The organism is Pseudosulfitobacter pseudonitzschiae (assembly GCF_900129395.1).
In the GTDB taxonomy this organism is placed as follows: Bacteria; Pseudomonadota; Alphaproteobacteria; order Rhodobacterales; family Rhodobacteraceae; genus Pseudosulfitobacter; species Pseudosulfitobacter pseudonitzschiae.
The window spans coordinates 458,943-471,525 of the sequence record NZ_FQVP01000001.1 but is presented as its reverse complement, the minus strand read 5'-3'; the positions used below and the strand labels follow the sequence as shown (position 1 = coordinate 471,525).

Below are 12,583 nucleotides of genomic sequence, written 5' to 3'. Positions count from 1 at the left end.
GAAACCCATGCTTCATCTAGCCAAGGACACTCTGCCGCGGGACCAGGTCTCTGCGGACCTGCACCGTCAGGCGGCAGAGCTGAACGACCGGTTGCGCCACCACGGCGCAACGGATGTGTTGCGCGCGGCCGTGAACGAAATCGAAGGTCTGGCACTCGTGTCGTCCTTTGGCGCGGAATCGGTGGCGCTGCTGCACCTTGTGGCGATGGTTGACCCATCCGTGCCGGTGCTGTTCATCGACACCGAAATGCTGTTCACCGAAACGCTGGTCTATCAACAAGAGGTGGCCGAACGGCTGCGCCTGAAAGACCTGCGCATCATCCGCGCCGACGACCACGAGCTGCACATCGAAGACCCCGACGGCACGCTGCATCAGTTCGACACCGACGCCTGCTGTGCGCTGCGCAAGACGCGCCCGCTGCAAAATGCGCTGGCGGGTCATGGTGGCTGGATCACCGGACGCAAGCGCTACCAGTCGGGCCAGCGCGCCCAGCTGGAGTTTTTCGAGGTCGAAGAGGCCCCCACAGGGGCACGGATCAAGGTCAATCCCCTGGCCCGCTGGACCCCGGAAGACGTGCGCGAATACATGACCGAAAACCGCCTGCCCCGTCACCCGCTGGTGGCGCAGGGCTATCCGTCCATTGGCTGTGCCCCCTGCACATCGCCCGTGGCCGAAGGCGAAGACCCCCGCGCCGGACGGTGGCGGAATTCACAAAAAGACGAATGCGGCATTCACTTTGTCGACGGCAAGATGGTTCGCACAGGAGCACAACAATGAGCATTATCGTGACAGACACCGGATTTGGCCCGGACACCTGGGAACAGGGCTATACCGCCTTTGGCGAGGCCACAAACGACGTGACCGCACTGGACGTGCCCAGCGACACCAACCCCGCCGACATTCCCCTGTCGTCCAGCCTGAAAATGGTGCGCGTTGATTTTCCGTCCTCGCACGACGGACGCGGGTTCACCATTGCGCGGCTGCTGCGTCTGCGCGGCTATACGGGCCGCTTGCGTGCCCGTGGCCACGTGATCGCCGACCAATACGCAATGGCACGCCGCTGTGGCTTTGACGAGGTGGAAATCAGCCAGACGCTGGCCGCCCGCCAGCCCGAAGACCAATGGCTGTTCCGCGCCGACTGGCAGGCCCACGACTATCAGGCCCGCCTGCGTGGCCAGACCAACGCGGCCATCTGACGCCTTTCGCCCATTCGCCCTCCCCGTTATCAAGAAGGCGCGCAGCTCCGATGCCTGCGTGAATGTGAACAAATGACCGAGCAAACACCCGTGAACCAAGCTGCCGCCGTCAAGGCCCCCACCTTGCCCGATGCCCAGACCGTCACATCGGTGACCCACTGGACAGATCGCCTGTTTTCCTTCCGCGTGACGCGCCCTGCGTCGCTGCGGTTCCGGTCGGGTGAATTTGTGATGATCGGCCTGATGGGCGACCCGCACCCCGAGACCGGCAAGCAAAAGCCGCTGTTGCGTGCCTATTCCATCGCGTCGCCCGCGTGGGATGACGAGTTGGAGTTCTATTCGATCAAGGTGCCGGACGGTCCGCTGACATCGAAACTGCAGCACATCCAGGTGGGCGACGAGATCATCCTGCGCCCCAAGCCTGTCGGCACGCTGGTGCACGATGCGCTGCTGCCCGGCAAACGGCTGTGGTTCTTCTCGACCGGCACCGGCTTTGCCCCTTTTGCGTCGCTGCTGCGCGAACCGCAGACCTATGAGGATTACGACGAGGTCATCATCACCCACACCTGCCGCGATGTTGCCGAGCTGGCCTATGGTGCCAAACTGATCGAGGATCTGAAAGCAGATGAGCTGATGCAGGAACTGATCGGCACCGAGAACCTGGCCAAGATCCGCTATTATCCCACCACAACGCGCGAGCAGAGCCCCAAGATGGGCCGCATCACAACGCTGCTCGAGAACGGCACCGTCTTTGCCGATCTGGGCGTGCCGGCGATTTCTCCGAAAACCGACCGCGCCATGGTCTGTGGATCGCTGGCGTTCAACAAGGACATCCAGGCGCTGATGGAAGGCTATGGCCTGAAAGAAGGCGCCAACAGCGAGCCGGGTCACTACGTGATCGAGAAAGCATTCGTGGGCGACGGCGTCTAAGCGCCCTAACCCCTTGCCGGACATGAAAAAACCGCGCCCCGATCAGGGCGCGGTTTTCCTGTTTCAGCCTTGAGTGACGGACCTTACATGCCCATCGCTTCACGGATTTGCGCCAGCATCAGCTTCAAAGCTTCGGGGTTGTCACGGGCTTTTTCCAGACCGCTGGTCAACAGTTTCTTCTGCACGGCACCCAGATCGGATTGTTCGACCATCGCGCTGACCTTGTCATAGTCGAAACCCTCAACGGTCAGCAGTTCGGCCATCGACGCCGGATCGGTCGGAACATCGGCTGCGGCCTCTGCCTCGGTGTTCATGTCCACCGAGACCGACGCGCCTTCGGTGCCTTCGGCAACGGCGGTGGTGGTGTCGTTGGTTTCGGTTGTCGCTGTGTCAGCGGATGCAGCGGCACCATCGGTCGATGTGGTGGCGGTGGTGTCCGTCGATGTCGTGGTATCGGTCGATGTTTCAGTCGTGGTGGCCGGTGTTTCCGTCACAACCTCTTCTGTCGCTGTCGCCGCTTCCGATGCCATGTCTTCGGTGGCCTCTGCCGCGTCGTTTGTCGCAGCGGCGGCTTCCTCAGCGGTTTTCTTTGCGCTTTCCGAAACGGCGTCAACTGCATCGGAAACGGCTTCACCCGCTGCAGATGCGGTGTCGGCAATGGCTTCGGATGCATCTTTTGCAGCTTCGGCAACCGCAGTGCCCGCTTCGCTTGCGGCTTCGACAGCCTCCGCAACGGCACCTTCGGTCACTTCGGCAGCAGTGCCCGCCGCATCCGATGCGCTGTCCAGCGCGGCAGGTGCATTCACGGCGTCAGCCGCTTCTGTTGCGACCTCCTGAATGCTACGACCCGACCACAAAAGATAGCCGCCAATGGCAATCACAGCAGCCACAACAATCCACAACAGGTTTTTCATTTCAAAGTCCTCTGATAGTCCATTCGCAGCAAGACCCGCGCCCCGCGCAGTTCATTAAGCCTCAGATGCGCACTGTTTGGAACCGGTGCAAGGGGAATTTCCGTCGTTTCCTGTCCTCGATGCCGTTTTGCGCCTTGAATGCAGACAGGGCTGGGTCTAGTTTGACACCTTGAAAATATTGCAATGATCAAAGGACCTACATCATCGCTCGCAGACCACATAACGCGCCGCCGCAACGTGAAACCGGCCCGCGCATCAATGAGAAAATCCGTTCCAATGAAATCCGCCTGATCGGCGCCGAGGGCGAGAACGTCGGTGTCGTAACACCGGCCCGCGCGATGGCGATGGCCGAAGAGGCAGGGCTGGACCTGGTCGAGATTTCGCCAAATGCTGTGCCGCCCGTGTGCAAGATCATGGATTTCGGCAAGTTCAAATATGAACAGCAGAAACGCGAGAGCGAAGCCCGCAAGAAACAAAAGATCATCGAGATCAAAGAGGTCAAGTTCCGTCCCAACACGGATACCAATGACTATCAGGTCAAGATGCGCAACGTGTTCAAATTCCTGGAAAACGGCGACAAGGTGAAGATCACCCTGCGCTTTCGTGGCCGCGAAATGGCACACCAGAACCTGGGCCGCGAGTTGCTGGAACGTGTCGCCGAAGACACCAAGGACGTGGGCAAGATCGAGAACTTTCCCAAGATGGAAGGCCGCCAGATGGTCATGCTGATCGGGCCGGTCGCATCCAAGGGTTAAGGCCGAACAGCCTCTCCAACAAAAGCGGCCTTCTGACGCGCCCGGCCATGCCGGACTTTGAGAAGGCCGCCAGATGGTCATGCTGATCGGGCCGGTCGCATCCAAGGGTTAAGGCCGAACAGCCTTTCCAACAAAAGCGGCCTTCTGACGCGCCCGGCCATGCCGGACTCTGAGAAGGCCGCCAGATGGTTATGCTGATCGGGCCGGTCGTATCCAAGGGTTAAGGCCGAACAGCCTTTCCAACAAAAGCGGCCTTCTGACGCGCCCGGCCATGCCGGACTCTGAGAAGGCCGCCAGATGGTTATGCTGAACGGGCCGGTCGCATCCAAGGGTTAAGGCCGAACAGCCTTTCCAACAAAAGCGGCCTTCTGACGCGCCCGGCCATGCCGGACTCTGAGAAGGCCGCCAGATGGTTATGCTGAACGGGCCGGTCGTATCCAAGGGTTAAGGCCGGTCGCCTCCAAAGGCTGATCCCCCATCATCCCAATGCAAAAGGGCGCTGCACGAAGCAGCGCCCTTTTTGTTTTCTTGTGACTGCAGATTAACGCATGAGCGAAGTCACGTTGCGCACGGCGGCACGACGGTTGGCCCGTTCGGCGGCCTGGGTGCGGATCTTCAGCGCGCTTTCACCATAGCCTTGCGTGATCAGGTTTTCCGGCGGAACGTCGAAATACTCGGTCAGCGCCAGCGCCACGGTTTCCGCACGACGGTCAGACAGCGCAAGGTTATAGGCATCGTCGCCCACCGCATCTGTGTGACCTTCAATCAGGAAAATCGCACTTGGGTCTTGCTCAATCGCGTCCACGATGGCCCCACCCACTTCTGCCAACTCTTCGGCCTGCGAGGCACGAATAGCTGCCGACCCGGTGTCAAAGGTAACGTTGTTCAGCTCGATCGTTGGCACCAACTCGCGCACGGCACGGATTTCGCGCACCTGGCTCAGCGAGAACGTCCGACCCGATGTGTTGCCCTGTTGCGCGGACAAGGCCGAACGCAACGCAGCCACATCATCTGCACTCGCCGCGGGGGTGGTGCGGTCGGTGCGTGTCTCCAGGAACGACATGGACACGGGCTCTACATCGCGGGTATCGTCGATCAATGTGATCTCCGAGCCATCGGTGCGACGCAGGAAACGTTCCACAACCGTACCGTCAGCAGAGGCGATCGTGACCACCTGGCTGCCATCCTGACGGGTGACCGTGGTGCGGGTCGAACCGTCGTTGAACTGCTCGGTGCGCACGTCCGAACCCGGCTGGCGCAGCAATTCGTTGTCGCTCTTCAGAACGCGCAGGTCGCCGTCACGACGCACGACCACACGGTCGCCCGAGTTTGACACGACTTCGTCACCGTTGCTCAGCACTTTGCCGACAACCACGGCACCAAGACCGACCAGCAACGCTTTTTCAAACTTGCTCAGACCGCCGCTGTCTTCTTCGATGGCAGCAGATGCGTTGGCTTTGGTGTCAAAGTCTTCGTCACTCGAACGCGAATTTTCTTCGGTCACGACTTCCTCGACGACGTTCTCGGCTTCGGCTTCTTCCTGAGCGGCTGCGGCTTCCTTACGGGCAGCCTGACGCTCTTCCTGACGGGCCGCGCGGCGTTCTTCGATTTTCGCCTCTTTGGCCTTTTCCTCTTCGGTCATCGCCGCCTGCTCTTCTTCAGCAGCTTTGTCCTCACGCTGGGCCTGCTTGCGGGCAGCGCGCTCTTCCTTCGCCTTGGCTATGGCCTCGGCGTCCAGATCAGCGTCGGCATTCGTGCCTGTCGCTGTATCAGCCGTGGTGTCAGCAGTCGTGTCCGTCGCGGTATCGCTTTCGGTTTCAGCTTGGGTTTCAGCTGTTGCTGCTTCGGCCGCAGCTTTGGCCTCGGCTTCCTTCGCAGCGCGTTGCTCTGCCTTGCGGGCTGCGCGCTCTGCCTTGGCCACCTCATCAGGATCTGCATCTGTTGCGGCAGTGCCTTGGGTTTCGGTCACAGGCTCGGGCGTTGCGCCGGTGTCGGCTTGCGTTTCTGCAGTGGCCTTGGCGTCTGCATCTGCTTGCGCTTCAATCGCAGCCTTGGCGTTTGCATCTGCCTCGGCTTTGGCCGCTGCATCAGCATCCGCTTGCTGGGCGTCAGCATCGGCCTGTGCCGCCTTTTCAGCGCGCTGCTGTTCCTTGCGTGCGGCGCGTTCTTCCTTGGCCTTCGCCTCGGCTTCGGCAGCCGCCGCTTCGGCAACCGCCGCATCCGCATCAGCGGCATCCGCGTCGGCTTCGGCCTTCAGCTTGGCCTCGGCTTCCGCAGTTGCGGCCTCGGCGGCTTCAGCAGCTTTGGCAGCTTTGCGTTCGGCCTTGCGAGCTTTCTTCTCGGCTTTTGTGGCTTCGTCGTCCGTGGCCTGAACCTCGTCCGCCGCATCGGCCGAAGCCTCTGCATCCGCAGAAGCGTCCGCTTCGATCGCGATGCCGTTTTCGTCCAGCTTCAGCTGCGCGTCACCCTGGGTTTCGCCTTGGGCCGCGACCTGTGCATAGCTTGGCACCGGCACCATAAGGGCAGTGCACAACACCATAGCTGTCGTTCGTTTAAGAATAGATTTCATCTTTTCGACCTTTCTTTATGCGCTCGAACATTCAACGCTCTGCCGCTCCAACGCGGAAAGGCAGTTGCGCGTTCCCAAGAAAGGTGGGGCTATGGGGCTTTGTTATTCAATATCAGCCGGAATAATTGCGGTTTTTCAAACAAATAAGGCCCCCGCCATCGGCGAGGGCCCGCTCATGTTCACGCGCTGGTTGTCAGCTTGCTGCAGCCACGGCCCGTTTTGCCATGACGCCTACCAAATGTGCACGATAGGCAGCCGTGCCATGCAGGTCACCGATCATATCGTCGCTGGCCACGGTCAGCCCGTCCAGCGCATCGGCCGCAAAGTTGCCCGACAGCGCCGCCTCGGCCTCGGACCACCGGAAGACACCGTTGTTCGACGCCCCGGTCACGGCAACACGCACACCGTCGGCGTATTGCGCCACGAACACCGCCACCAGCGGGAACCGCGAGGCAGGCTGTGCGATCTTGGCATAGGCCGACTTTTTCGGGATCGGAAAGCGCACTTCGGTGATGATCTCACCCTCTTCCAGCGCGGTTGTGAACATGCCCTGGAAATAGTCGTCCGCCGCGATCTCGCGGCTGTTGGTGACAATCGTCGCGCCCGATCCCAGTGCGGCGGCCGGATAGCAGGCAGAGGGATCGTTGTTGGCCAGCGACCCGCCAATGGTGCCCCGGTTGCGCACTGCGGGATCACCAATGCGACCGGCCAGGTCCGCCAGCCCCGGATAGGCGCTTGCCGCCTCTTCCGCCACCGTGCGGTGGGTGGTGCCGCCGCCGATCACGACCGTGTCGCCTTGTTTCGACACGCCCTTCATCTCGGCAATACCGGTCAGACTGACCAGCTTTGACGGGCTGGCCAGCCGCTGTTTCAGCGTGGGGATCAGCGTCTGACCGCCGCCCAGCGCCTGTGCCTCGTCGTCGGCCAGCGCCTTGACGGCCTCGTCCACCGTCGCGGGTTTCACAAAATCAAAGTTATACATTCCTGCGTCCTTTCCATGTGGCCAAAGAAACGGCTTTGCCGGGTCTGTTGGCCCAAAATAACCCGGGGGTCCGGGGGCTGGCCCCCGAACCACCCTTCAGCTTATTGCATCGCCGCCCAAACGCGCGACGGTGACAGCGGCATATCGACGTGCGTGACATCCTTGCCTGCCGAGCGCAGCGCATCGACCACGGCCCCCACCACCGCAGGCGGCGAGCCGATGGCCCCGGCCTCGCCACAGCCTTTCACGCCCAAGGGGTTGTGCGTGCACGGCGTCTGACAGGAATGGTCAACCGAGAAGAACGGCATGTCATAGGCACGTGGCATGGCGTAATCCATATAGGACGCGCTCAGAAGCTGACCGTTCTCGTCGTAGGCACAGTTTTCCAGCAAGGCCTGCCCGATCCCTTGGGCAATGCCGCCATGCACCTGACCCGACACGATCATCGGGTTGATGATGTTGCCAAAGTCGTCCGCAGCCGAGAACCGTTCGATGGTCACCTGCCCCGTGTCACGGTCCACTTCGACCTCGCAGGCATAGGCACCCGAGGGATAGGTAAAGTTGGACGGATCGTAAAACGCCGTCTCTTCCAGCCCCGGTTCGATGTCCTCCAGCGGATAGTTGTGCGGCACATAAGCGGCCAGCGTCACATCCCCCCAGGCAACCGACTTGTCGGTGCCGGCCACGCTGAACGCGCCGTCCTTCAACTCGATGTCGCTTTCCGAGGCTTCCAGCAGGTGGCTGGCGATCTTCTTGGCCTTGGCGATGATCTTTTCGGTCGCGCGCACCATGGCCGACCCGCCCACCGCAATAGAGCGCGATCCATAGGTACCCATGCCCATCGGCGTGTTGGCCGTGTCGCCATGCACGATTTCGATCATGCTTTCGTCAATGCCGATCATCTCGGCGATCACCTGCGGGAACGCGGTTTCGTGGCCCTGCCCGTGACTGTGACTGCCCGTCATCACGACCAGCCCGCCGGTCGCATTGACCCGCACCGTGGCGCTTTCGTACAGACCGGCCCGTGCGCCCAACTGCCCGACAAGGTTGCTGGGCGCGATGCCGCAAGCCTCGATATAACAGTTCACGCCAAGGCCCCGCAGCTTGCCACGCGCTTCGCTCTCCTTGCGGCGGGCCTCGAACCCGGCGAGATCCGCAATCTCGGTCAGCTTGTCCATCGTCGCAAAATAATCGCCGGTGTCATATTCCACTGCCACAGGGGTGGCATAGGGGAACTCGGTGATAAAGTTCTGGCGGCGCAGCTCGATCGCATCCACGCCCAGTTCGATCGCGGCCTTGTCGATGACCCGCTCCAGCTGGAACGTCGCCTCGGGCCGTCCGGCACCACGATAGGCGTCAACGGGTACGGTGTTGGTGAACACCGCCTTGACGTTCACGTAGATCAGCGGGGTCTTGTAGTTCCCTGCCATCAGCGTGCCATGCAGCCATGTGGGCACCGACGGCGCAAAGGTGCTGAGGTACGCGCCCATATTCGCATATGTGTCCGTGCGCAGCGCGGTAAAGTTGTTGTCCGCGTCCAGCGCAAGCTGGATCGTGGTCACGTGGTCGCGGCCATGGGCGTCCGACATGAACGCCTCGGACCGGCTGGATGTCCATTTGACCGGACGGTTGCACGCCTTGGCCGCAAAGGTCACGAACGCCTCTTCCTGGTAGTGGAAGATCTTGGTGCCAAAGCCGCCGCCCACATCCGGTGCGACGACCCGCAGCTTGTGTTCGGGAATGCCCAGAACAAATGCGCCCATCAACAGACGGATCACATGGGGGTTCTGGCTGGTTGTGTACAGCGTGTGCTCGCCGGTGCCGCGGGCAAAATCACCCACTGCCACGCGCGGTTCCATCGGGTTGGCCACCAGACGGTTGTTGCGCAATTCCAGCGTGGTGACATGCGCCGCCTTCTGGAACGCCTCTTCGACGGCGGCCTTGTTCTCCTCGACAAAGCCCCAGTCATAGCAAAGGTTGTTCTTCAGATCGTCATGCACCTTGGGTGCGTCGGTCTTCAGCGCATCCTTCATGTCGATCACCGCAGGCAGTTCGGTGATGTCCACATCGATGGCCTCGGCCGCATCACGCGCCTGTCCCAAGGTCTCGGCGACGACGGCGGCGATTGGCTCTCCGACGTGGCGGACCTTGCCGGTGGCCAGAATCGGGTGCCCCGGTTCCTGCATGACTTCACCGTGCTTGTCGGTGACCTGCCAGCCGCATGGCATTCCGCCCACGCCCGCAAAATCCTCGGCGGTAAAGATTTTCACAACACCCGGCATCCCCTCAGCCGCCGATGTGTCGATATTGTTGATCGTCCCGTGCGCGATATCCGAGCGCAGGAAAAACACATAGGCTTGTCCACGCAGGTTGATATCGTCGGTGTAATTTCCCGCACCCGTCAGAAACCGGATGTCCTCACGCCGTTTCGAGCTGGCGCCGATGCCTCCGTCTTTTGGCATATTTAGTCCTCCCTAAATGCGACCCTCTCCCGCGCCCCCTTTTCTTCTGGCATTCGATATCCCGGGGGTTTGGGGGCTGGCCCCCAATTGATTTCAGATTATTCCGCGGCGATGGCGCTGACATCCTGACCGGATGCCGCGAGGATCGCTTTGACGATGTTGTGGTATCCCGTGCAGCGACAGATGTTCCCCTCCAGATAGTCGCGCACTTCGGTCTCGGTGGGCTTGGGGTTGTCTTTCAACAGCGCCGCCGCACTCATCACCATGCCGGGGGTGCAGAAACCGCACTGCAGGCCGTGGTGGTCCTGAAACGCCTGCTGGATCACGTTCAGCGATCCATCCGCATTGGCCTGACCTTCGATGGTGCTGACCTCGGCCCCGTCGGCTTCCAGCGCCAGCATGGTGCAGGATTTCACCGCCTTGCCATCCACATGCACGACACAGGCGCCGCACTGGCTGGTATCGCAGCCGACGTGGGTGCCGGTCAGCCCCTGTGAGTCACGCAAGAATTGCGCCAGCAGTGTCCGGCCTTCGACATCGCCCGACGCCGCCTTGCCGTTCACAGTCATATTGACCTGTGTCATGATGATCTCCCTGATTTCGTCTCCATTGTTCGAAGTTAAGCACGCAACCTGCGGTTTGAAAACTGCTATCTTCGGGAGGCTCGCGACAAAACAGCGTGAACTGTCTCAGGGCTTTGATGCGCTGCGGGGGCGCGGACGCGTGGGAATTTCCTTGAGCAAACCGCCCACGCCCATTGCAGAAATGTCACCCTGATCCAGGGTCAGACCGCACACCAGCCGTTCCAGCACCCAGTCGGCCCCGTTCAACGCAGGCGACCGCGCGCAACCCGGCAGGCCGATCACCGGCTTGTCTCCGATGGCTCCGAAAAACAACAGGTTGCCCGGATCAACCGGCATGCCAAAGGCCGCCACCTGCCCCCCCGCCACGCGCAGCGCCTGTGGGGCGACATCGTCAGGGTCCGAGGTGGCCGAGGCTGTCAGCACCAACACCACGTCACCGGCAGCCTGCGCAATCGCCTGCGCCAGCGCTTCGGTTGTATGGTCACAGACGACGCGGGGGGTCAGCGTCATATCCAGACGCTCCAGCCGTCCGGCCATGGCCTCTCGCCCCTTGGTCGATGGCGTGGCACCGGCCACCTGGCTTTCGACCAGAGTCGCCGTGGCATAACGGGGCGGCGCGATGTGCAGCGCAGCGCGGCCCGCTGTCGCGGCCTGCGCCAATGCCTCGCGCGGCACGCCATAGGCAATGATCTTGATCGTCGCCACCATGCCACCGGCGTCACAACGGTGATATTGCGGAACGGTGGCCAGCGTGATCATCGGATGCACCGCGTTCAGCGCATTTATCGCAGCCACATCCATCACCGCCACGCCGGGCGTGGTGGCATAAAGGTTTACCCGCCCGGCACCAGCCCCCGAGATCCGCAGGCCCTGCGTCGCGGCGTCGGGCACCAGCGCCTGCGCCAGTTCCAGCGCGGCGGCGTTTTCCTCGATGTCGTCGGCCCCCAGTCGTGCCACCACCACGTGATCACGCCCCGCCTCCGCCAATGCGCGCAGGTGGTCGGCGGTCAGCACCGTGCCCTTGGCAATCCGGTGCGGCTGGCCGTCTTTGACCGCAGGCATCGAATGGGCCAGGATCGCCCCCTCGGCCTGATCCAGCGGCACGTCTCCAAAGATCATGCGCCGCGCCTCAGCGCCTGCACCATCTGGGCCAGGATCGACACCGCAATCTCGGGCGGGCTGGCGGCACCGATGTCCAGCCCCACCGGCCCCTTGATCCGTGCGATGGCCGTGTCGTCAAAGCCTGCCTCCTGCAAACGGGCCACACGCGACGCATGGGTGCGTTTCGACCCCAGTGCGCCGATATAGAACGCCTTTGAGTTCAGCGCACGGTGCAGCGCCGGATCGTCCAGCTTGGGGTCATGGGTCAGCAGGACCAGCGCCGTGCGCGCGTCCAACCCGACATTGTCCAACGCCTCGTCAGGCCAGTCGTCCAGGATCGTCTCGCCGGGAAAGCGCGCTTGCGATCCAAATGCCCCACGCGGATCAATCACCACGGGATCGTATCCCGCAATCCGTGCCATCGGCAGCAATGCCTGCGCGATATGCACCGCCCCCACCACGATCAGCCGCAAGGGCGGGTTGTGGATGTGCACAAAGGTGCTGCCGTCCTCCTCCAGTCCCGATCGGTCCATGGCAAAACGGCTCTCGTGCCCCTCGGCCACCACAGAGCGCGACCAATCGGCCGTGTTGACCACATAGGCCACAGGCCGCCGCGCCGCCCTTGCCTGCACGATCTGTTCCAGAACGCTTTCGTCCAGCGCCGCCCCCACAGGTTCCACCAGAATGCGGATGTTGCCACCACAGGCCAGTCCCACGGCAAAGGCATCGCCGTCGCTGACGCCATATTCCAGCAGGCGGGGCTTGCCGTCGGCCAGCGCGTCCTGCGCCTCCATCACCACAGCGCCCTCGACGCAGCCGCCCGAGACCGAGCCCATCATCTCGCCGTCACCCGACACCACCAGCATCGCGCCTGTGCGACGCGGCGCGCTGCCCCATGTCTCGACCACGGTGGCGAGCGCCGCCCCGCGCCCTGCGCGGTGCCAGTCCAGCGCCAATTCGGGTGCATTCTCAAAAATATCCATGCGCATTCTCCCTGACGTACCCCGCAATCGCGCGGCCCGCACGTCCCGTCTGACCGCAAGCTAAGCAGCCCGCGTGCCGCCCGCAAGCTTAGTCGCTTGCACAGTC

11 protein-coding genes are annotated in these 12,583 nt (G+C 62.2%); 4 read left to right on the top strand and 7 right to left on the bottom strand.

Features of this window, described 5'->3' with window-relative positions:
• Positions 1-7 precede the first annotated feature (7 nt).
• The 3 genes from BUC08_RS02235 to BUC08_RS02225 all read left to right on the top strand — a co-directional run bounded on the left by BUC08_RS02235 (position 8) and on the right by BUC08_RS02225 (position 2,127).
• Positions 8-778 carry a phosphoadenylyl-sulfate reductase gene (locus BUC08_RS02235; protein WP_037920982.1) on the top strand — a complete coding sequence of 257 codons (771 nt, stop codon included), beginning with the start codon at positions 8-10 and terminating at the stop codon, positions 776-778.
• Positions 775-1,197: a DUF934 domain-containing protein gene (locus BUC08_RS02230; protein ID WP_037920985.1), complete on the top strand. Its 423-nt coding sequence runs from the start codon at positions 775-777 to the stop codon at positions 1,195-1,197. Before BUC08_RS02235 ends, BUC08_RS02230 begins: the two co-directional genes overlap by 4 nt.
• Positions 1,198-1,269: 72 nt before the next feature.
• Entirely contained in the window at positions 1,270-2,127 is an 858-nt protein-coding gene (locus tag BUC08_RS02225) for a ferredoxin--NADP reductase (protein WP_037920987.1), read from the top strand.
• Positions 2,128-2,210: 83 nt separating this feature from the next.
• Here the strand turns inward: BUC08_RS02225 and BUC08_RS02220 are convergent, their stop codons facing one another.
• Positions 2,211-3,041, bottom strand: coding sequence for a hypothetical protein (locus BUC08_RS02220; protein ID WP_037920995.1), 831 nt, complete (start codon positions 3,039-3,041; stop codon positions 2,211-2,213).
• Between the two features lie 200 nt (positions 3,042-3,241).
• On the opposite strand from BUC08_RS02220, the gene infC reads away from it, so the two are divergent.
• On the top strand, positions 3,242-3,796 hold the full coding sequence (gene infC / locus BUC08_RS02215) for a translation initiation factor IF-3 (protein ID WP_318011044.1): 555 nt from the start codon (positions 3,242-3,244) through the stop codon (positions 3,794-3,796).
• A 541-nt stretch (positions 3,797-4,337) separates the two neighbouring features.
• Here infC and BUC08_RS02210 read toward each other — a convergent pair.
• The 6 genes from BUC08_RS02210 to BUC08_RS02185 all read right to left on the bottom strand — a co-directional run bounded on the left by BUC08_RS02210 (position 4,338) and on the right by BUC08_RS02185 (position 12,477).
• Entirely contained in the window at positions 4,338-6,365 is a 2,028-nt protein-coding gene (locus BUC08_RS02210; RefSeq protein WP_037921000.1) for an OmpA family protein, read from the bottom strand.
• Positions 6,366-6,558: 193 nt separating this feature from the next.
• Positions 6,559-7,347, bottom strand: coding sequence for an FAD binding domain-containing protein (locus tag BUC08_RS02205; protein ID WP_037921002.1), 789 nt, complete (start codon positions 7,345-7,347; stop codon positions 6,559-6,561).
• A 101-nt stretch (positions 7,348-7,448) separates the two neighbouring features.
• Positions 7,449-9,809, bottom strand: a complete 2,361-nt coding sequence (locus tag BUC08_RS02200) for a xanthine dehydrogenase family protein molybdopterin-binding subunit (RefSeq protein ID WP_037921003.1) — start codon at positions 9,807-9,809, stop codon at positions 7,449-7,451.
• 98 nt (positions 9,810-9,907) lie between these two features.
• Positions 9,908-10,393, bottom strand: coding sequence for a (2Fe-2S)-binding protein (locus BUC08_RS02195; RefSeq protein WP_037921004.1), 486 nt, complete (start codon positions 10,391-10,393; stop codon positions 9,908-9,910).
• A 105-nt stretch (positions 10,394-10,498) separates the two neighbouring features.
• Positions 10,499-11,512, bottom strand: coding sequence for a molybdopterin-binding protein (locus BUC08_RS02190; RefSeq protein WP_037921008.1), 1,014 nt, complete (start codon positions 11,510-11,512; stop codon positions 10,499-10,501).
• A complete protein-coding gene (locus BUC08_RS02185; protein ID WP_037921010.1) occupies positions 11,509-12,477 on the bottom strand; it encodes an XdhC family protein in 969 nt (322 codons plus the stop codon). The genes BUC08_RS02190 and BUC08_RS02185 overlap by 4 nt, the downstream gene beginning before the upstream one ends.
• Positions 12,478-12,583 lie beyond the last annotated feature (106 nt).